This is a genomic window from Burkholderia sp. MSMB1835, from assembly GCF_001526365.1.
GTDB lineage: Bacteria > Pseudomonadota > Gammaproteobacteria > Burkholderiales > Burkholderiaceae > Burkholderia.
This window is the reverse complement of the sequence record NZ_LOYP01000001.1, coordinates 226,301-246,178: the sequence shown is the minus strand read 5'-3', so window position 1 is coordinate 246,178 and position 19,878 is coordinate 226,301. Positions and strand designations below refer to the sequence as shown.

The 19,878-nt window shown below is 68.2% G+C and carries 22 protein-coding genes and 1 tRNA gene; 11 read left to right on the top strand and 12 right to left on the bottom strand.

The genetic code is table 11. The annotated features are described in order from the left end of the window. The first annotated feature begins 2 nt into the window (after positions 1–2). Genes WS96_RS01110 through WS96_RS01100 form a run of 3 tightly spaced genes read left to right on the top strand, consistent with a single transcriptional unit; the run spans position 3 to position 3,049 of the window. Entirely contained in the window at positions 3–701 is a 699-nt protein-coding gene (locus WS96_RS01110) for an ABC transporter ATP-binding protein (protein ID WP_034209543.1), read from the top strand. A 21-nt stretch (positions 702–722) separates the two neighbouring features. Continuing rightward, complete coding sequence (locus tag WS96_RS01105; protein ID WP_059829997.1) at positions 723–1,874, top strand: ABC transporter permease; 1,152 nt, start codon at positions 723–725, stop codon at positions 1,872–1,874. Between the two features lie 8 nt (positions 1,875–1,882). Next, a complete protein-coding gene (locus WS96_RS01100) occupies positions 1,883–3,049 on the top strand; it encodes an ABC transporter permease (RefSeq protein ID WP_059829996.1) in 1,167 nt (388 codons plus the stop codon). 13 nt (positions 3,050–3,062) lie between these two features. Here the strand turns inward: WS96_RS01100 and WS96_RS01095 are convergent, their stop codons facing one another. The 3 genes from WS96_RS01095 to WS96_RS01085 all read right to left on the bottom strand — a co-directional run bounded on the left by WS96_RS01095 (position 3,063) and on the right by WS96_RS01085 (position 5,906). Beyond that, a complete protein-coding gene (locus WS96_RS01095; protein ID WP_059829993.1) occupies positions 3,063–4,406 on the bottom strand; it encodes a carotenoid oxygenase family protein in 1,344 nt (447 codons plus the stop codon). Between the two features lie 15 nt (positions 4,407–4,421). Further along, positions 4,422–5,048 carry a DUF2239 family protein gene (locus WS96_RS01090; RefSeq protein ID WP_059829992.1) on the bottom strand — a complete coding sequence of 209 codons (627 nt, stop codon included), beginning with the start codon at positions 5,046–5,048 and terminating at the stop codon, positions 4,422–4,424. A gap of 126 nt (positions 5,049–5,174) precedes the next feature. Further along, complete coding sequence (locus WS96_RS01085) at positions 5,175–5,906, bottom strand: glutathione S-transferase family protein (RefSeq protein ID WP_059829990.1); 732 nt, start codon at positions 5,904–5,906, stop codon at positions 5,175–5,177. 40 nt (positions 5,907–5,946) lie between these two features. Between WS96_RS01085 and WS96_RS01080 the strand changes: the two genes are divergently transcribed. The 4 genes from WS96_RS01080 (at position 5,947) to WS96_RS01065 (ending at position 10,399) form a co-directional block, all read left to right on the top strand. Further along, positions 5,947–6,930 carry a LysR family transcriptional regulator gene (locus tag WS96_RS01080; protein ID WP_059829989.1) on the top strand — a complete coding sequence of 328 codons (984 nt, stop codon included), beginning with the start codon at positions 5,947–5,949 and terminating at the stop codon, positions 6,928–6,930. A 214-nt stretch (positions 6,931–7,144) separates the two neighbouring features. Then, a complete protein-coding gene (locus WS96_RS01075; RefSeq protein ID WP_059829987.1) occupies positions 7,145–8,485 on the top strand; it encodes an MFS transporter in 1,341 nt (446 codons plus the stop codon). Positions 8,486–8,547: 62 nt separating this feature from the next. Continuing rightward, a complete protein-coding gene (locus WS96_RS01070) occupies positions 8,548–9,945 on the top strand; it encodes an enolase C-terminal domain-like protein (RefSeq protein ID WP_059830043.1) in 1,398 nt (465 codons plus the stop codon). 142 nt (positions 9,946–10,087) lie between these two features. Continuing rightward, the gene (locus WS96_RS01065) at positions 10,088–10,399 is read left to right on the top strand and encodes a hypothetical protein (RefSeq protein WP_059829986.1); all 312 of its coding nucleotides are present in this window, start codon (positions 10,088–10,090) and stop codon (positions 10,397–10,399) included. A 68-nt stretch (positions 10,400–10,467) separates the two neighbouring features. Here WS96_RS01065 and WS96_RS01060 read toward each other — a convergent pair. The 5 genes from WS96_RS01060 to WS96_RS01040 all read right to left on the bottom strand — a co-directional run bounded on the left by WS96_RS01060 (position 10,468) and on the right by WS96_RS01040 (position 12,926). Next, positions 10,468–10,543, bottom strand: a tRNA-Ala gene (locus WS96_RS01060). Between the two features lie 66 nt (positions 10,544–10,609). Further along, positions 10,610–10,972 (bottom strand): c-type cytochrome, encoded by a 363-nt coding sequence (locus WS96_RS01055; RefSeq protein WP_059829984.1) that lies wholly within the window; start codon positions 10,970–10,972, stop codon positions 10,610–10,612. Then, entirely contained in the window at positions 10,969–11,769 is an 801-nt protein-coding gene (locus WS96_RS01050; protein WP_059830041.1) for a BON domain-containing protein, read from the bottom strand. The genes WS96_RS01055 and WS96_RS01050 overlap by 4 nt, the downstream gene beginning before the upstream one ends. A 17-nt stretch (positions 11,770–11,786) precedes the next feature. Next, on the bottom strand, positions 11,787–12,371 hold the full coding sequence (locus WS96_RS01045; RefSeq protein WP_034209554.1) for an SIS domain-containing protein: 585 nt from the start codon (positions 12,369–12,371) through the stop codon (positions 11,787–11,789). A 126-nt stretch (positions 12,372–12,497) separates the two neighbouring features. Next, the gene (locus WS96_RS01040; RefSeq protein WP_179949904.1) at positions 12,498–12,926 is read right to left on the bottom strand and encodes a YraN family protein; all 429 of its coding nucleotides are present in this window, start codon (positions 12,924–12,926) and stop codon (positions 12,498–12,500) included. A gap of 46 nt (positions 12,927–12,972) precedes the next feature. Here WS96_RS01040 and rsmI point away from each other — a divergent pair, with 46 nt between their 5' ends. After that, positions 12,973–13,851: a 16S rRNA (cytidine(1402)-2'-O)-methyltransferase gene (gene rsmI / locus WS96_RS01035; protein WP_059829981.1), complete on the top strand. Its 879-nt coding sequence runs from the start codon at positions 12,973–12,975 to the stop codon at positions 13,849–13,851. A gap of 78 nt (positions 13,852–13,929) precedes the next feature. Here rsmI and WS96_RS01030 read toward each other — a convergent pair whose 3' ends face one another. Then, positions 13,930–14,541 (bottom strand): septal ring lytic transglycosylase RlpA family protein, encoded by a 612-nt coding sequence (locus tag WS96_RS01030; protein WP_034209557.1) that lies wholly within the window; start codon positions 14,539–14,541, stop codon positions 13,930–13,932. 655 nt (positions 14,542–15,196) lie between these two features. Here WS96_RS01030 and WS96_RS01025 point away from each other — a divergent pair. From WS96_RS01025 to WS96_RS01015, 3 genes are all read left to right on the top strand, one after another. Then, positions 15,197–15,841, top strand: coding sequence for an MBL fold metallo-hydrolase (locus tag WS96_RS01025; RefSeq protein WP_059829979.1), 645 nt, complete (start codon positions 15,197–15,199; stop codon positions 15,839–15,841). Continuing rightward, on the top strand, positions 15,838–16,497 hold the full coding sequence (locus tag WS96_RS01020) for an exonuclease (RefSeq protein ID WP_034209559.1): 660 nt from the start codon (positions 15,838–15,840) through the stop codon (positions 16,495–16,497). Before WS96_RS01025 ends, WS96_RS01020 begins: the two co-directional genes overlap by 4 nt. A 79-nt stretch (positions 16,498–16,576) precedes the next feature. Then, complete coding sequence (locus tag WS96_RS01015) at positions 16,577–17,047, top strand: Lrp/AsnC family transcriptional regulator (protein ID WP_006477376.1); 471 nt, start codon at positions 16,577–16,579, stop codon at positions 17,045–17,047. 51 nt (positions 17,048–17,098) lie between these two features. Here the strand turns inward: WS96_RS01015 and WS96_RS01010 are convergent, their stop codons facing one another. The 3 genes from WS96_RS01010 to WS96_RS01000 all read right to left on the bottom strand — a co-directional run bounded on the left by WS96_RS01010 (position 17,099) and on the right by WS96_RS01000 (position 19,815). Next, positions 17,099–18,256: a cation diffusion facilitator family transporter gene (locus WS96_RS01010; protein WP_034209560.1), complete on the bottom strand. Its 1,158-nt coding sequence runs from the start codon at positions 18,254–18,256 to the stop codon at positions 17,099–17,101. Between the two features lie 245 nt (positions 18,257–18,501). Then, positions 18,502–18,795: an H-NS histone family protein gene (locus WS96_RS01005; protein WP_034209561.1), complete on the bottom strand. Its 294-nt coding sequence runs from the start codon at positions 18,793–18,795 to the stop codon at positions 18,502–18,504. 360 nt (positions 18,796–19,155) lie between these two features. Continuing rightward, a complete protein-coding gene (locus WS96_RS01000) occupies positions 19,156–19,815 on the bottom strand; it encodes a HugZ family pyridoxamine 5'-phosphate oxidase (protein ID WP_059829977.1) in 660 nt (219 codons plus the stop codon). Positions 19,816–19,878 lie beyond the last annotated feature (63 nt).

Below are 19,878 nucleotides of genomic sequence, written 5' to 3'. Positions count from 1 at the left end.
GCGTGAACGACGCCCCGCCGCCCCTCGTCGAGATCAGCCACGTCGCGAAGTCGTACCGGCGCGGCAACCAGATCGTGCCCGTGCTGACCGACATCTCGCTCGACATCGGCGAAGGCGACTTCGTCGCGCTGATGGGGCCGTCCGGCTCCGGCAAGAGCACGCTGCTGAACCTCGTGGCCGGCATCGACCGGCCCGACAGCGGCGAGTTGCGCGTCGGCGGCCTCGACATCTCGCAACTCGCCGAGGCCCAACTGGCCGAATGGCGCGCCGCGAACGTCGGCTTCATCTTCCAGTTCTACAACCTGATGCCCGTGCTCACCGCGTTCGAGAACGTCGAACTGCCGCTGATGCTCACGCACCTGTCGCGCCGCGAACGGCGCGAGCGCGTCGAGCTCGTGCTCGACATGGTGAATCTCGGCGATCGCACGCGCCATTACCCGTCCGAGCTGTCGGGCGGCCAGCAGCAGCGCGTCGCGATCGCGCGCGCGCTGATCACCGATCCCGTGCTGATCGTCGCCGACGAGCCGACCGGCGACCTCGACCGCGCGTCGGCGACCGACGTGCTCGCGATGCTGCAGCGGATGAACGCCGAACTCGGCAAGACGATCATCATGGTGACGCACGACGCGCATGCGGCCGGCGCCGCGCGTTCGCTCGTCCATCTGGAAAAAGGGGAGCTGATCGATGGGCACGCCGGCTGACCGGCGGCGGGAGCGCGCAAGATGGTCGTGAAGCTGATCGCGCGCAACGCGCTGCGGCACCGGCTGCGCACGCTCCTGACCGTGCTCGGGCTGACCATCGCGGTGCTCGCGTTCGGGCTGCTGCATACCGTGGTCGACGCGTGGTACGCGGGCGCGGCGGCCGCGTCCAGCGGCCGGCTCGTCACGCGCAACGCGATCTCGCTGGTGTTTCCGCTGCCGGTGAGCGACGAGAGCCGGATCCGCGGCGTCGACGGCGTGACGGCCGTGGTCCGCTCGAACTGGTTCGGCGGCATCTACCGCGACCCGAAGAACTTCTTCGCGAGCTTCGCGGTATCGGACAACTATCTCGACCTGTATCCCGAATTCATCCTGCCGGCGCAGCAGCGCGCCGACTACGACCGCGACCGCCGCGGCTGCCTCGTGGGCCGCCAGCTCGCGACGCAGTTCGGCTTCAAGGTCGGCGACGTGATCCCGCTGAAGGGCACGATCTATCCGGGCACGTGGGACTTCGTCGTGCGCGGGATTCTCGACGGCCGCGACGATTCGACGATCACGCGCCAGTTGGTGTTCCACTGGGATTACCTGAACGAGACGGTGCGCAAGCGCACGCCGAAGCAGGCCGACCAGGTCGGCGTGTTCGTGCTCGGCATCGCGAACCCCGACGACGGCGCGTCGATCGCGCGCAACGTCGACGCGGTGTTCAAGAACTCGCTCGCCGAAACGCTGACCGAGACCGAACAGGCGTTCCAGCTCGGCTTCGTCGCGATGTCGAACCAGATCATCGCGGCGATCCGCCTCGTGTCGTACGTGGTGATCCTGATCATCATGGCCGTGATGGCCAACGCGATGGCGATGAGCGCGCGCGAGCGCACGGCCGAATACGCGACGCTGAAGGCGCTCGGCTTCGGCCCCGGGTTCCTCGCGCTGCTCGTGTTCGGCGAATCGGTCGCGATCGCGGTGGCCGGCGGCGCGCTCGGCATCCTCGCGACGTCGCCCGCCGCGAGCCTGTTCAAGCAGGCGGCCGGCGGCATCTTCCCGGTGTTCAAGGTGTCGACCGAGACGGTCGTGCTGCAGGCCGCGTGCTCGGTCGCGGTCGGTCTCGCGGCCGCGCTCGTGCCTGCGTGGCAGGCCGCGCGCGTGCGCGTCGTCGAAGGCCTGCGGGCGATCGGATAGAGGCGCGCATGGCGATCCCGCTCACCTACATCGCGCGCAACCTGTGGACCCGGCGGCTCACCACCGCGCTCACCGCGGGCGGGATGGCGCTCGTGATCTTCGTGTTCGCGACGGTGCAGATGCTCGACGCGGGGCTCACGAAAACGCTCGTGTCGACCGGCGAGCCCGACAACGCGGTGGTGATCCGCAAGGGCGCCGAGACCGAGATCCAGAGCTCGATCGACCATCAGCAGGCCAACGCGCTCGAGATGCACCCGGCCGTCGCGCTCGGCCCCGACGGCCGGCCGCTCGTGTCGAAGGAAGCCGTCGTGCTGATCTCGCTCGTCAAGACGTCGACCGGCAAGCCGTCGAACGTCGTGATCCGCGGCGTGTCGCCGGCCGGCCTCGCGCTGCGGCCGCACGTGAAGCTCGCGGCCGGCCGCCCGTTCGCGCCGGGCTCGTCGGAGATCGTCGTCGGCAGCGCGATCGCGAAAGGCTTCAGCGGCACGCAGCTCGGCGACCGCCTGCATTTCGCGCAGCGCGACTGGACCATCGTCGGCGTGTTCGACGCGGGCGGCAGCGGCTTCGACTCGGAGATCTGGGGCGACGTCGACCAGCTGATGCAGTCGTTCCGGCGCACCAGCTATTCGTCGATGGTGCTGCGCATCCCGAGCGCCGACGGCTTCGCGCGCTTCAAGGCCGACATCGACGTCGACCCGCGGCTGACCGACGAGGCGAAGCGCGAACAGACCTTCTACGGCGACCAGTCGAAGGCGCTGTCGACGTTCATCAACATCCTCGGCATCTCGCTGTCGACGATCTTCTCGATCGCCGCGATGATCGGCGCGATGATCACGATGTATGCATCGGTCGCGAACCGCGTGGCCGAGATCGGCACGCTGCGCGCGCTCGGCTTCAAGCGCACCAACGTGCTCGTCGCGTTCCTGCTGGAGGCGCTGCTGCTCGGCTTCGTCGGCGGCGTGATGGGGCTCGCGTGCGCGTCGCTGATGCAGTTCGCGTCGTTCTCGACGACCAACTTCCAGACCTTCTCGGACCTGTCGTTCCGCTTCGTGCTGACGCCCGCGATCGTCGTGAAGACGCTCGTGTTCTCGCTCGTGATGGGGCTCGTCGGCGGCTTCCTGCCGGCGATGCGCGCCGCGCGGCTGAAGATCGTCGACGCGCTGCGCGCGCAGTGACGCGCGCCGCCGCTCACGTTCGACGTTCGCGCGGCACCCACGCGCCGTGGAACCCGGCCGGCACGCGGCGCGGCAGATGCACGGTCGCGAGCGGCCCCGCATCGATCGCGCGCGCATCGAGGATCACGACGTCGCTCGTGTCCGTCGCCGCGCGGTAGACCATCACCAGCAGCCAGCCGTCGTCCTCGTCTTCGTCGCGACGGCCCGGACGCGGCACGAACACCGGCTCGCCGTTCTGGTCGCCGGGCGGCACCGCGTAGTGCATCGTCGTGCCGCGCACGTGATCGAAACGCATCACGCCGCGCATTTCGGCGTTGTTCGGCTGCTCGGCCGCATACAGGTAGCGATAGCGGCGCCCGGTCCGGCTTTCGTCGATGCGCGGCAGCTCGATGCCGCCGTCGGCGAGCGGTCCTTCGTCGACCAATCCGTTCGCCGTATCGATCACGTAGCGCCACAGCTCGCCGACCGGGTTGTCGGCGAAGCGGCCCGTGCGCGCGTCGAGCCGCAGGAACGACGGATAGCGCACCGCGTCGAGCACGATGCACGACGCGTCGCAATCGTACGCGTTCACGACGTGCTGGATGAAGCACGGCTCGACGCCGAACCAGCGCACGTCGCCGCCGTGGCGCGGAATCACGCCGATGCGCGCGGGCCGGTCGTCGTGCCAGCGCAGCGGCATCCGGTGGCCTTGCTTCAGCAGCGAGAAGTCGTAGCCGACGTTCAGGTCGAGCAACAGGCTGCGGGTTTCGGTGATCGCGAGGTCGTGCATCATCGACGGCGCGCTCAGCTCGATCTCGAGCTCGACGCGCGGCACGCCCTGCGCATCCGCGACGCCGTAGCGCAGCCACGGCGCACGCCAGTCCGCGCGGAACAGGATCAGCTCGCCGGTCACCGGATCGACCTTCGGATGCGCGGTCATCCCGCCGTCGAAACCCGCATGCCGCGCCGGCAGGCCGAGCGAATCGAGCGCGGCGGTGATCGCGAGCGGCGCGCCGCCCTCGGCCAGCGCGATCAGTTCGCCCGCATGCTGCAACAGGCTCACGTTCGGATTGGTGTCGGGCAGATGCGGCACTTGCCCGGGCGCGTGCACGGCGGCCCAGCGCTGCGTGCGCGCCCAGCGGTTCCGGTAGCCGGCCGCGCGGCCGCCGTCGAACGCGATCGCATGCAGCATCGCGGCCTCCGGCCACCACGACAGCATGTCGTTGCCTTCGAAACGGCCGCCGGGTGGGTTCGGGCCGTTGCGCAGCAACGTGCCGCAGAGTTCGTGCGGAATGGCGCCCGTCACACGCAGATCGACGAGGTCGACTTCGTCGGCGACCGGCGCGATCGCGCCACGGTTCAGGTCGAATACGGTCATGGCGTCGGCGCTCCGTCACTGGCCTTCGGTGGACGGCGGCAGGTCGCCGCGCGCCAGCGCGAGCGCATGGTCGCGTACGTCGTCGGGCCAGCCGGCGACGCACTCGGCCAGTCGCGCCGGATCGTTCGCATACAGCGCCCGCGCGGCTTCCTCGAAACCGGGCAGGTCGCCCGCCATCGCCGACATGAAGTGGTAGGCACGGGCCTGCGCGTCGCGCTGCCGGTCGGCCGCCGCATGCGTACGCCGCGCGTCCTCGACGAGCTTGCGCAGCGCGACCGACGCGCCGCCCGGCTGCGCGCCGAGCCATTCCCAGTGACGCGGCAGCAGCGTGACCTCGCGCGACACGACGCCGAGCTTCGGCCGGCCGCGGCCGCGCTGCTCGCCCGCGCCGGCCGGCTCACCGGCGCCGCCGGATGCATCGCCCGACGGCACCGCGTAGCGCGCGCGAATGTCGTCCGCGGTGCCGCGCAGGTCGAGGTCGATCGAGCGGCCCGTCGCGTCGTCGAAGATCAGGATCGAACCGGGCATCGCGTCGCCGGCCGTCTGCCGGACCGCGAGCGCGACCGTCGCGAGCGGGCCGGACGCGAGCCGCCGGTGGCCGTCGAAGGCCGTGTACGAAGGAAGGAGCGTGGAAGTCGTCATGGTGGTCGCCCGCGGGCTGGAATCGGAATGACGTTATTTTTATCCGGGTATTAATTGGATGTCAATATTGCCCGGGTAAAAATATCGCCAGCGGATTCCACCCTGACGCGCGGCCGAGGTGGCCGATCAGGCAGCCCGCGCCGGCACCGCGATGCCGTGCGCGCTGGCCAACGCGTCGTCGAGCGACACATGCCCCTCGAACGCGGACGACACCGGCGGCGGCAGGTTTTCCTCGATCGCGTGCGCGAACCGCACGCCGGCATCGTCGGCCAGCCGCGCGCGCAGCGCGGCGACACGCGGGAACGCATCGCGCTCGAACACCGCGTGATAGTCGGCCCAGCGCGCGATCCCGGCAAAGTACGCATCGGCCAGCGTGCGCCGCGCGCCCAGCAGCCACGGGCCTTCGCCGCGTTCGAGCAGCGCTTCGAGCTGCCGGTGCGCCTTCAGCACCTTGCCGCGACCGTACGCCTGCAGCGCCGCTTTCTCGGCGCCTTCGGTGTCGTGTTCGTACACGTACCAGAGCGCACCGAACGCGTTGAAGAACGTCGTATTCAGCCACGCCAGCATCCGGTTCAGCCGGTCGAAATCCGCGCTGCCCTGGCGAAACGCGAGGCCGCTGTCGAGCGCCTGCGCGCCGATATGGCCGAGGATCGCGATGCTTTCGGTCAGCACGTCGCCGTTCGAGGTGACGAACGCCGGGGTTTCGGCGACGGGGTTCAGGGCGACGAACGCGTCGCTCGTCACGGCGCCCGGCATCGTGATGCGCGACAGCCGGTACGGGCGAGCGACCCATTCGAGCGCGACGATCGAGCCGAACGAGCAGCCGGCGGGAATACCGTAGAGAAGGATCGGAGACATCGGGGAATTCCGCGAAAGTTGAACGAGCCGTCATGCTCCCATGGCGGACGATGACGCAGTAGTCGCTAAAATCGAAACCCGTCGTTTCTCCATGTGGACGCTGGAAGTGAATCTGAACGATCTCTACCTGTTCGTGCAGGCGGTGGATGCCGGCAGCATGTCGGCGGCCGCGCGCCGGCTCGACCTGCCGAAATCGACGGTCAGCAAGCGCGTGGCCGAGCTCGAGCGCACGCTCGGCGCGCGGCTCGTGCATCGCACGTCGCGCAGCTTCCGGCTCACGCCGGTCGGCGCCGAATTCTTCGAGCATGCGCGCGCCGCCGTGATCGAGGCCGAAAGCGCGCGCGACGCGGTGCTGCGGCAGGCCGCCGAGCCGGCCGGCGTCGTGCGGATCACGAGCTCGGTGCCGGTCGCGCAGCACATCCTCGCGCCGTGCCTGCCGGCGCTGGCGATCGCGCACCCGAAGCTGCTGCTGCAGATTCATGCGAGCGACCGCCTCGTCGACATCGCGCAGGAAGGCTTCGACATCGCGGTGCGCAGCCATTTCGCGCCGCTGCCCGATTCCGCGCTCGTGCAACGGCCGCTCGCGGCGTCGCCGATCGTCGTCGTCGCCGCGCCGGCCTATCTCGCGCGGGCCGGCACGCCCGACACGCCGGCCGATCTCGCACAGCACGACGCGCTTCACCCGGGCCCGCAGCCATGGCGGCTCCAGCGCGGCGGCGACGCCGGCGACGCCGTCGACGTGACGCCGCGCTTGCGGCTGCAGGCCGACGAATCGACGCTGCTGCTACAGGCGGCGACGGCCGGCCTCGGCCTCGCCTGCCTGCCCGACTGGATCGCCGGGGCCGCGCTCGCGTCCGGCACGCTCGTGCGCGTGCTGCCCGGCTGGTGCGCCGGCACCGTCACGACGACGCTGCTGATGCCGCATCGGCGCGGCCAGTTGCCGGGCGTGCGCGCCGCCGTCGAGTTTCTCGCGCAGCACGTCGCGCGCCACCACCGCAACAGCCCGGACGACGCGCACGCGTGACCGCTCACCGCCTTCGATCGATTCAAATGCTGAATCGATCAAGTCAGCAATTGGCATGAAAGCGCAAATGTCGACATGACAGAATGGCCGGGACGCCCCGCCTGCATCGGCGTCCGGTGCCCGGCCTCCCGTCGGCGGCATCCACACACATCACGCGCGCACCCGACGCGCCTGCCGCACGACGGCACCTTCCGCCCTTCGGAGGAGACAAGTCATGAATCCGCTTCACGCGCTGCCGGCGTCCGCGTCGGCAACGGCCCGGCGCACCCGCGTGCGCTGGCTGGTGCTGGCCGTCCTGTTCGCGATCACGACGATCAACTACGCGGATCGCGCCGCCATCGCGATCGCGGGCCCGGCGCTGGCCCGCTCGATGCACCTGAGCCACGTGCAGATGGGCTTCATCTTTTCCGCGTTCGGCTGGTCGTACGTGATCGCGCAATTGCCCGGCGGCTGGCTGCTCGACCGCTACGGCTCGCGCATCGTCTACGCGTTCAGCATCTTCTTCTGGTCGCTGTTCACGCTGCTGCAAGGCGGGATCGGCTTCTTCGGCGGGGCGGCCGCGTTCGCGCTGCTGTTCGGGCTGCGTTTCCTGGTCGGCGCGGCCGAGGCGCCGTCGTTCCCCGCCAACAGCCGGATCGTGTCCGCGTGGTTCCCGGCGCCCGAGCGCGGCACCGCGTCGGCGATCTTCAACGCCGCGCAGTACGCGGCGACCGTCGTGTTCGCGCCGCTGATGGGCTGGCTCGTGCATGCGTTCGGCTGGCAGTCGGTGTTCGCGGTGATGGGCGTGCTCGGCTTCGTGTTCGTGCTGGTGTGGAACCGCACGATGTACGACCCGAAGCATCACCCGAACATCAACCGCGCGGAACTCGACTACCTCGCCGAAGGCGGTGCGCTCGTCAACATCGACCAGGCGACGGGCGGGCGCGACGGCGGCCCGTCGATGCGCCACGTGAAGGCGCTGCTGAGGAACCGGATGCTGGTCGGCGTGTACGTCGCGCAGTACTGCATCAACGCGCTCACCTACTTCTTCATCACGTGGTTCCCCGTCTATCTCGTGCAGGCGCGCGGGATGTCGATCCTCAACGCCGGCCTCGTCGCGTCGATCCCCGCCGTATGCGGGTTCCTCGGCGGGATTCTCGGCGGCGTCGTGTCCGATGCGCTGCTCAGGCAGGGCCGGTCGCTGTCGGTCGCGCGCAAGGTGCCGATCGTGATCGGCATGCTGCTGTCGATGTCGATGATCGTCTGCAATTACACCGATTCGCACGTGCTCGTCGTGGTGTTCATGGCGCTGTCGTTCTTCGGCAAGGGGCTCGGCGCGCTCGGCTGGGCCGTCAACGCCGACACCGCGCCGCGCCAGATCGCCGGCCTGAGCGGTGCGCTGCTCAACACGTGCGGCAATCTTTCCAGCATCACGACGCCGATCGCGATCGGCTATATCGTCGACCGCAGCGGCTCGTTCAACGGCGCGCTCGTCTATGTCGTCGCGCATGCGCTCGTCGCCGTGATCTGCTACCTGTTCGTCGTCGGCGAGATCCGCCGCGTCGAGCTTCAATGAACGGCGCGGGCCGCGCCGGCGCGTCCGGCGGCCCGCGCGCCACCGGAACCAGGAGCGAACCGATGTCCGAACCCAGCCGTGCCGGCACCCCGCGCGTCACCCGCATGCAGGTGATTCCCGTCGCGGGCCGCGACAGCATGCTGCTCAACCTGTGCGGCGCGCACGCGCCGTACTTCACGCGCAACCTCGTGATCCTCGACGACGGCAGCGGGCATACGGGCGTCGGCGAAGTGCCGGGCGGCGAAGGCATCCGCCACGCGCTCGAGCGCATGACGGATCTCGTGGTCGGGCAGCCGATCGGACGCTACCAGGCCACGCTCAACGCGGTGCGCGCGGCGCTGTCCGGCGCGGGCGCCGGCGCCGGGCGCACGATTCGCCACGAAGTGACATCGGCCGGCGAGGCGGCGGTGCTGCGTCAGCCGCACGAGATCAACCTGCGGCTCGACAACGTGATCACCGCGATCGAAGCCGCGCTGCTCGACCTGCTCGGCCAGCACCTCGACGTGCCGGTCGCGGCGCTGCTCGGCGAAGGCCAGCAGCGCGACGCGGTGCCGATGCTCGCGTATTTGTTCTACATCGGCGACCGGCGCCGCACCGATCTGCCGTATCGCGACGAAGCGCAGGCGTCGGCCCCGTGGTTCCGGCTGCGCAACGAAGCGGCGCTGACGCCGGCCGCGATCGCTCGGCAGGCCGAAGCCGCGGTCGAGCGCTACGGTTTCGCCGATTTCAAGCTGAAGGGCGGCGTGATGGCCGGCGCCGACGAGATGGAAGCGATCGCGGCGATCAAGGCGCGCTTTCCCGACGCGCGCGCGACGCTCGACCCGAACGGCGCATGGTCGCTCGACGAGGCCGTCGCGCTGTGCCGCGGACAAGGCCATCTGCTCGCGTATGCGGAAGATCCGTGCGGGCCGGAAGGCGGTTATTCGGGCCGCGAGGTGATGGCCGAATTCCGCCGCGCGACGGGGATTCCGACCGCCACCAACATGATCGCGACCGACTGGCGGCAGATGGATCATGCGGTGCGGCTGCAGGCGGTCGACATTCCGCTCGCCGATCCGCATTTCTGGACGATGCAGGGCTCGGTGCGGCTCGCGCAGCTGTGCCGCGACTGGGGGCTCACCTGGGGTTCGCACTCGAACAACCACTTCGACGTGTCGCTCGCGATGTTCACGCATGCGGCGGCGGCCGCGCCCGGCACGATCACCGCGATCGATACGCACTGGATCTGGCAGGAAGGCGACGCGCGGCTCACGCGCGAGCCGCTCGCGATCGTCGGCGGCAAGGTGGCCGTGCCGGAACGGCCGGGGCTGGGCATCGAACTGGACATGGCGCAGGTCGAGGCCGCGCACGCGTTGTACAACGAGGTGGGCGGCACCGCGCGCGACGATGCGGTCGCGATGCGCTATCTGGTGCCGGGGTGGACGTATGATCCGAAGCGGCCGAGTTTCGGGAGGGTTTAGGGTGGAGTGGCGGGACGGCGGGTGGCGTGACGGGTGGCGGTTGCCAAACGCGGCAAACGGCCGCATTCTGCCGGCTGCCTGAATCGGCCTGCGCGGCGGGCGGTCGGGCGCCTTCGTCCATCCGCAAAAGAACACCCTCGCCATGACGTCATCCGAGCCGACACCGCGACAGATCATCGTCCTCGTGCTGTATTCAGTGCTGTGCCTGCCCGCGAGCATGACCGTCGCCGGGTATCTCGCGACCCGGATCACGCAGAACGTATCGAACTTCGAAGGCGGGGCGGGCTACGCGGCGCTGTGGTGGATCGTCATTCTGACCTGCGCGTTGTATGGACTATCGATCGCCCTCTGCGCGCTGCTGCGGAAGAGGACCGCGGTGCTCGCGGTCATGACGGCGGGGTTCGCCGTGTTGTCGGTGCCGACGTTCAGGGTGATCCATGAATTGGCGACTTAGCGCGCAGGCCGAGCGCCCGCGGACAAACAAAAAGGCCCGATCTCGCGATCGGGCCTTTCAAATTCCGTTGGTGGAGCGGAGGAGGATCGAACTCCCGACCTTCGCATTGCGAACGCGACGCTCTCCCAGCTGAGCTACCGCCCCAACAGTCGACCATCATACACACGCATTTCCGCGCTTGGCAATAGGGGTTACGTCACTCCCGTCGCGTTACTTCGACGGCGCCCCCGCAAGCACCCATTCAACCACCGAACGGACGTCGGCATCGCTCATGCGCGGATGCGCCGGCATCGGAATCGCGCCCCAGACGCCCGAGCCGCCGTCCTTCACCTTCTTCGACAGCTTGGCCACGGCCTGGGGATCGGACTTGTAGCGCGCGGCGATATCCTTGAACGACGGGCCGACGAGCTTGCGGTCGACCGCATGGCAGCCCATGCACGCGTTGCTGCGCGCCACCTTCAGGCCGTCGCCGACGTCCGCATGCGCGACGCCCAGCGTGCCGGCCGCGAACGCCGCGGCTGCGGCGCCCTGCGCCATCCATCGTTTCATCTGCTTCATCCGCATGCCCGTCATTGCGCCTTCGCCTTCGGATTGCCCGGATGCACGCTCGACGAATTCGAGATCGGCGCGGGCGACTGCAGCGGCGCGGACTGCACCGACGCGTCGGGCACCGCGCCGACCGTCGCGCTGTCCGCCGGCGCGGCGGCCGCCTGCGCGCCGGATGCGCCGCTCGCCGGCGACGCGTCCTGCAGCGCCTGCGCGTCCTGCGGCTTCACGTACTGGAACACCTTCACGACCTTCTCGACGCCCGGCACCTGGCTCGCGGCTTCCGCACCGCGATTGCCTTCGTCCACCGTCACGAGGCCCATCAGGTAAACATTGCCGCGTTCGCTGACGACCTTGTAGTAGTTCGCCGAGATGCCCTTCGTCGCGATCAGCTCCGACTTCACGCGCCCTTCGAGGTACGAGTCGTTCGCGCGCGACGATAGCGACGACGCCGGCTCGACCGACAGCTCGTTGACGATGCCGTTCACGTTGTTGATGCCGCGCACGATTTCCTCGGCGCGCTGCTTCGACGCATCGTTCGGCACTTCGCCCGTCAGCAGCACGCGACGGTTGAACACCGTCACGTTCACGTGCGACTGGTCCGGCAGCCCGTTGTTGATCTGCGTGAGCGACTTGACCTGGATCTCGCGATCCTCCGTCTGCGCGCCGAGCGTACGGCGATCGGTCGCGATCAGCGCGCCGCCGCCCGCCGCGGCGCCCACGACTCCGAGCACACAACCCTGCAGCGACACGGCGAGGCCCGCCGTCAGCGCGGCGAGCAGCGTGGTTCTGACGAGCGTCTGTTTGACGCGGCTTTGATTCATCGACGGCTCTCCTTCGTTCAATCCTCACCCAGCAGCATCGCGTCGATGCCGTCGCACAGGCAGTGGATGGTCAGCAGATGGACTTCGTGGATGCGCGCCGCGCGAACGGCGGGCACGCTGATCGGAATATCGGTGTCGGACAGCGCGGCCGCGACCGTGTGGCCGTTGCCGCCCGTCAATGCGACGACGGTCATCTCGCGCTCGTGCGCTTCGTCGATCGCCGCGAGCACGCGCGGCGATGCGCCACCCGCGTCGAGCACCAGCAGGACGTCGCCCGTCTGGCCCAGCACGCGCACCTGCTGCGCGAACAACTGCTCGACGGCCGCCGCGCCCGCGAGGCCGGCCTGCGACGCGTCGGTGGCCAGCGCGATCGCGGGCAAGCCCGGACGCTCGCGCTCGAAACCGCCGACGAGCGACGCGGCGAGGTATTGCGCGGCGGCGGCCGACGGGCCGTCGCCGCACGCGACGATCTTGTTGCCGTTCGCCAGTGCGGCGAACATCGCATCGACCGCGGCTGCGATCGGCAGCGACAGCGCGTCGGCCGCTTCGGCATGAAGCGCGGCGCTGTCGCGGAATTGTTGCTGAATACGTTCGACTGACATCGATTCCTGGTGAACTGGGCGCGCGGCACAACTCGCGCGACATCGTGGGTGCGGCGAGTTTACCGTACTCCGGCGCCCTCTCCGGGGGTCCGGCAAGAACTCTTTACATCTCGTCACAGCTCGCGGCTACGCGTCGTCGGTACGAAATGCGTCGCGCAGCCACGCGAGCCGTCCGGCCTCGAACGCGACGACGTCGAAACGGCACGCGGCGCCGGCGCCGTGCCGCGACCAGAACTGCAACGCGGCCGCGACCAGACGCCGCCGCTTGCGCCAGCCGACGCTCGCGGCCGCGCCGCCATGCCGGGTGCTGCGCCGCGCGCGCACCTCGACGAACACGAGCATGCCGTCGGGCTCGCGCATCACGAGATCGAGCTCGCCGCCGCGCATCGTCACGTTCGCGGCGACGAACCCGAGACCGCGGCGCTCGAGAAACTGCCGCGCGCGCTGCTCGAACGCCGCGCCGACCGGCTTGGATCGCGCCGCGCCGGAAAAGTTGTCGCCCGAAGGCGGCCGACCGCGTGCGCCTTCCGGCCCGGCCGGCGCCGCGTGGCACAATGCCGTCCTTGTTCCGTTCGTGCCGCGATTGCGTGCCTTGCCTGCCATGACTGCCCTCCTCGAACTCGCGCATACGCAGCACTACCCGGACGCCGCGCTCTACGTGGTCGCCACGCCGATCGGCAATACGGCCGACATCACGCTGCGCGCGCTGCACGTGCTCGGCCTCGCCGACCGCATCGCGGCCGAAGACACCCGCAACACGGGCCAACTGCTCGCCCGCTACGGGATCTCGAAACCGCTCGTCGCCGTGCACGAGCACAACGAACGCGAAGCCGCGCAGCGCGTGATCGAGCTGCTGCGTGGCGGCGAACGCGTGGCCTACGTGTCGGACGCCGGCACGCCCGGCATCTCGGACCCCGGCGCGCGGCTCGTCGACGCCGTGCGTGCCGCCGGCTTCACGGTGGTTCCGCTGCCGGGCCCGAGCGCGGCCGTGACCGCGCTGAGCGTGGCCGGCGACTGGGCCGGCGCGTTCACGTTCGCGGGCTTCCTGCCGCCGAAGGCGAAGCAGCGCGCGACCGCGCTGCAGGCGCTGGCCTCGCACCCGTACGCGCTGGTGTTCTATGAAGCACCGCACCGGATCGCCGAAACCGTCGCCGCGCTCGCCGACGCGTTCGGCCCCACGCGCCGGCTGCTGATCGCGCGCGAACTCACCAAGCTACACGAGGAGTTGTTCCAGGGCACCCTGGCCGAAGGACAGAGCTGGCTCGCCGGCGACGCGAACCGGCAGCGCGGCGAGTTCGTGCTGGTCGTCGAAGGCGCGCCGGCGGCAAGCGGCGAAGCCGACGATACCGCGCACGACGCGCTGCTCAGGCTGCTGCTGGAAGAGGTGCCGGTGAAGAGCGCGGCGAGGCTCGCGGCCGCGCTCACGGGTGCGTCGCGCAACACGCTGTATGCGCGTGCGCTCGTGCTGAAGGAAGGCTGACGCGCGACGCCGGCGCGCGGAAACGACGAAGGGCTGCCGGCAGGCAGCCCTTCGTGCATGAGCGGACGATCCGCCGCGTTACTTCGCCGAGATCGACGCGAACATTTCGTCGCGCGCCTCGCGCGCTTCCTGCGGCGACAGCCCTTCGATCTTCACGCGGCCCGTGCCGGCGTGCACGAGGCCGATCACCTTGGCCGCCGCGTACGACAAGTCGAGCACGCGGCCGCGCTTGAACGGCCCGCGATCGTTGACCTTCACGACGACCCACTTGCCGGTCGATGCGTTCGTCACCTTGATGTACGACGACAGCGGCAGCGTGCGGTGCGCGGCGGTGAACGCATTCATGTTGAAGCGCTCGCCGTTCGCGGTGCGGCGGCCGTGAAAATCCCGCCCGTACCACGATGCGCGGCCGGTCTGGCGGAAATCGGATACGTCCTTGCCGTCGATCGGCTCGGCGTCCGCCAGCGACGACTTCTTCGCGTCCTTGCTGTCGGCGGCCGGCATCGATGCCAGCGCGGAATCGAAATTGAGCGGCTGCTTGTCGTCGTCCGCCTTCGCGGCAGCGGCCGTCTTGTCGACCGCCTTCTTCTGGCTCACGCTGCCGGTGGTCTGGCTGGGTGGCACCGCACAGCCCGTCAGCGCAAAAAATAATGCAATGGTTCCGAATCGGCTCGGAAAACGTAAATTCATCGACGTGTCGCCTTCTGGTTCGGGCCGCATCGATACAACGCTGCTTCACAACGCAGCGATGCGGCCCGGACGGCAAATGCGTGCACGCCCCGCTCGAGTGCGAGCAGGCGGCTAGCATGGGCGCGGCGTTCGTCTAGGCCGCAACCGTCCTGATTAGCTTTCACGTCTGGCGCAACCTGTCCCCAACAGCCTGACCAGACCCCACATGCCGCCATCGAACATGGCTTCACGTTCGCGCGCGTCGATACGACCAACGCACAGGAACGGCGGCACAGGCCTCATCCGGCGGCGCGGCAGCAGGGCCGCAGACGGGCGCGCAGCACCCGGCCGGACAAGACGTGAGCACCGAATGCTCGGTGCTGGATACACCGCCGGACTCCCCGGCGGCCGATGCTTGACGGTGAATCGGATGCCTCGTTTAACGGGGCCGAAACACCAGCGAATTGCGTGAAATTCACGCGCAATGGGGCGCATTATACATAAATCAAAACCTTGTCTCGAAAAGCGCCCCCGGCGGACCATTGATTCTCGCTATGGCTGTAACAATCGACATGCTCCGGGAATGCCCTCATCCGCACGCCGCGGCATGCGTCGCACGCACGGCAGGCGGCGCGCGCGACCGGTACAATCGGTCCTTTTAGCCGCCGGTGCCTCCATGAAAGTCACGCTCATTCCGGTCACGCCATTCCAGCAGAACTGTTCGCTGCTCGTCTGCGAGAAGACGGGCCGCGCCACCGTCGTCGATCCGGGCGGCGATCTCGACCGGATCGAACAGGAAGTCGCGCGGCAGAACGTGCAGGTCGAGAAGGTGCTGCTCACGCACGGGCACATCGATCACTGCGCGGGCGCGAAGACGCTCGCGACGCGCTACGGCGTGCCGATCGAGGGGCCTCAGGAAGAAGAGCGCTTCTGGATCGAGAAGCTGCCGATGCAGAGCGAACGCTTCGGCTTTCCGGCCGCCGACAGCTTCGAGCCCGACCGGTGGCTGAACGACGGCGACACCGTGCAGTTCGGCGACGAGACGCTCGAGGTCTATCACTGCCCGGGTCACACGCCCGGCCACGTCGTGTTCTTCAGCCGCGCGCATCGCGTCGCGATCGTCGGCGACGTGCTGTTCGCGGGCTCGATCGGCCGGACCGATTTCCCGCGCGGCAATCACGAGGATCTCGTCCGTTCGATCAAGGAAAAGCTGTGGCCGCTCGGCGACGACGTCACGTTCGTGCCCGGTCACGGCCCGGTGTCGACGTTCGGCGACGAGCGCCGCACGAACCCGTTCGTGTCGGACAAGGTATTCGGATGAACCAGACCGCCATCCCGGAAATTTACGTCAGCACCGACGTCGAAGCCGACGGCCCGATTCCCGGTCCGCACTCGATGCTGAGCTTCGCGTCGGCCGCCTATACCGAGGACAAGCAGCTGATCGCGACGTTCTCGGCAAACCTCGAGACCCTGCCCGGCGCGCACGCGCACCCGGTGCAGGAGGCCTGGTGGAAGACCGAACCCGAAGCGTGGGCCGCGTGCCGGCGCGACCTGCAGACGCCCGAGACGGCGCTGGTCGCCTATGTCGAATGGGTCGAGGCGCTGCCCGGCAAGCCGGTGTTCGTCGCGATGCCGGCCGGCTTCGATTTCACGTTCATGTTCTGGTACATGATGCGTTTCGCGGGGCGCTGCCCGTTCTCGTGGTCGGCGCTCGACATCAAGACGCTCGCGTTCGCGATGACGGGCCTGCCGTACCGCAAGGCGATCAAGCCGCGCTTTCCGAAGCACTGGTTCGACGACCATCCGCACACGCACGTCGCGCTCGACGACGCGATCGAGCAAGGCGCGCTCTTCTGCAACATGCTCGCCGACCTGCGCCGTCAGCAGGCCGCGCTCGCGGGTCTGGCCGTGTCGGATACCGATCGGTCGGATCGCGCGGGGGCGGGACAAAATCCCACGGATCCGCGAGCAAATTAGCGAATCTCGCTCAACGGCGCGTCGCCAGATTGCCTTTCCTTCCCCGGCCCTCTAACATTCAGCGTGTTGTAGCTGCCGCATGGAGGCGCAGGTGACGCTCGATTCCTTTTCGCAAAAAATCCTTCGCCTGTTGCAGCTCGACGCGCGCCGTTCCGTGCAGGAAATCTCCGATCAGGTCGGGCTGTCGAGCACACCGTGCTGGCGCCGCATCAAGGACATGGAGCAGTCGGGCGTGATCCAGCGCTACACGGCGCTGCTCGATCGCGAGAAGCTCGGCCTGCACGTCTGCGCGCTCGCGCACGTGCACCTGACGCGCCACAACGAAGGCGGCGTCGAGCAGTTCGAGCGCGAGATCGCGACCTGCCCGGAAGTCACCGAGTGCTACAGCACGACCGGCGAAGCCGATTACATCCTCAAGATCGTCGCGCCGGACATCAAGGCCTACGACGTGTTCCTGCACGAACGCATCTTCAAGATTCCGGCCGTGTCGCAGGTGCGCACGAGCGTCGTGCTGCGCGAAATCAAGTTCGACACGCAACTGCCGCTGTAACGCGCGGGCCCGCCCCTGCGGCCGGCCCCGTTCGCGGCTGCCGGCTGCCGCTCAGGTCTGCACGGGCAACGTGCGCGTGAAGCCGATCCGGCGCGCACCGAACTCGCGCTTCAGCGTCTCGACGTCGAGCCGACCGGCCAGCGCCGCATCGGCGTCGCGCGGGTCGCTGTCGAGCGTCACGTCGACCTCGAGCCCCGTACTCAGGTAATGCAGGTTGATCGCCGCCGCGTGCAACCCGCGCTGCGCGAGCGCGGCCTCGAGCCGGGCCGCGAGCTCGCCGCGCGGCGGCAGCGCGAGCGCCGGACGGCGCGCCGCGTCGTTCTCGGGGTCGACATGGATCAGCGCATCCAGCACGCGCGGGTCGGACAGCACGCGCGCCCGCGCGGTTTCGGCGATGTAATGCCCTTCGGAGACGGAGATCTTCGGATCGACGAGGATGTGCGCATCGACGAGCGCGGCGTCGCCCATCTTGCGCGTGCGCAGGTCGTGCACGTCGCGCACGCCGGGCGTCGCGGCGAGCAGCGCGCGGATCTCGGCCGTGTCGGCCGTATCGAGCGCGCGGTCGGAGAGGTCCTGCAACGCGTCATAGCCGAACGTCCAGCCCATGCGCGCGACCATGAAGCCGACGATCGCCGCCGCGATCGGGTCGAGCAGCCGCACCCCGGCCAAGCTGCCGACGATGCCGATCGCGACGACGAGCGACGACGCGGCATCCGAACGCGCATGCCACGCGTTGGCGACGAGCATCGCCGAGCGCACGCGCCGCGCTTCGCGCAGCATGTAGCGGAACAACGCTTCCTTCGACACGAGCACCGTCAGCGCAACGATCAGCGCGGAAAAATGCACGGCCGGAATGTTTTCGAGATTAACGAGGCGGTCGCCGGCGCGCCAGAGCATGCCGATACCGACCGCAATCAGGATCGCGCCGAGAAACAGCGACGCGACCGTCTCGTAGCGGCTATGGCCGTAATTGTGGTCGGCATCCGGCGATGCGCCGCTATGCCGATTCGCAACCAGCACGACAAAATCCGAGATCAAATCGGAAATCGAATGCACACCGTCAGCAATCAATGCCTGCGAATGCGCAATCACGCCGACGACGATCTGAAATGTCGCAAGCACGACATTCAGGACAATACTGACGAGCGTGCTCTTGCGCGCGACTGCGTGCTTATCCGCGCTCTGCGCGTCGCCGGAAAACGTGGACATGAAATATGAGATATCGGTGTGCGAGTCGTAATTCTATCAAAGGCGCCCCGCGAGCCCAGCCAATACCCACAAATTTCTCATTTAAATCAACCGCTTATACGAACGTGTCGCATTTTCATTCACGCGACACATGCTTACGTTTTCATGACGGCGCAGCGGGGCGCTGCCGGCGTCCGGAAACAAAAAAGCCGCGCTCCTCGACGGACACGCGGCTCTCTTGAAGAGCGGGCAACCTAAACGAACGTTTAAATCGCAAACTGATCGCGGTTCTTGCCGGCGATCCAGCGCGGCGGCTTGCCACGCCCCGACCACGTCGCGCCCGTTTCCGGATCGCGGTATTTGGCCGCCACGCCTGCGCGCGGACGACCGACCTTGCCGGCCTTCGCGCGGCTGAGACCGAGTTCGGCGAGCGAAAAGCCGTAGTCGGCAATTTTCTGCTTCACGTCATTCAGCACTTCAGCGTATTCACGCGACTTCGCTTCTTCGATTTGCTTCTCCAGCTTCTCCCGCTGGGCCAGCAGGTCCTTGTAAGAAGACATAGTTTCCCTTTCTATCTATCTGACCAATGGCGCCGGTCTGCAGCCAGCTCACCATTCATGAAATATATGTGCCTCGGATTTTCGAAGGCAGAGATTAGCACAAAAAAGATTTGATAGAAGCGAGATTCATGAAAATCCCGAGGCCAATTTGAATTCGCGCATGTCATTTTGACCGGCCGCGGCCTTTTCTCAAATTTTTACGCTCCTGCATAGAGATTAGGACATTAGCGATCGACTATTCGGTCTATCAACATACGCAATTACCCTGCATTCAAGAAAATCAAAGCTTTCATCGGACGACAGTTTTGCAAAAACCACATGACGCAGTTTGCTAAACGGACAAATCCCTGACCCGTGACGTCACGTCACATCCTTTGCGCAGGCGATCAGCCGCTCGTGCAGCGCACCGGTATCGGCCGAAGGCGACTCGAACGGCGTGCGCACGCGGCGCCCGTCGCATCGCCAGTCCGCGCCATGGCGATCGACGCCGAGCAGGTCGAGCCCGTCGCGGTGTGCGTCGCTCGCCTCGTAGGCACGCCACAGCGCCTGTTCGTCATCGAATGCGAGCGGCGGCAGCGCATCGAGAGGCGTGCCGTCGACCCAGCCCATCCGCCCGAACCCGCCGATATAGCGCAGCCGCTCGATCTCGAGCGCCCAGAACGCGAAATCGCCGAGCGCGAGATAGCGCGCGGCGTCCGGCTCGTAGCGCAGGTAACGCGCGGTGACGTGCGGATCGTCGCCGAGCGGCACGAACCGGCCCAGCAGCGTCGCGCGCTCGGCATTCAGGACCTCGCCGCCGCTCGCATCGACGACGAGGAAACCCGCACGCGGATCGGCGGCGAGATTGCGCGTGTGCTCGGCCAGGCCGCTCACCAGGATCACGGGCCGATGGCTTGCATCGGGTGCAAACGGCACGACCGTCGGGTACGGGAAGCCCTGCGGTTCGCGCGCATGGGTGGCGAGCGTGCCGAGCGCGCAGCGGTGCAGCAGATGCAAGGCGAAGGCGGGATCGATGTTCAAGGGGGAACTCCTGCGGTCGAAAGGCGGCGCGGCGGGCATCGCATCGATGTTACCCCGCGCTCG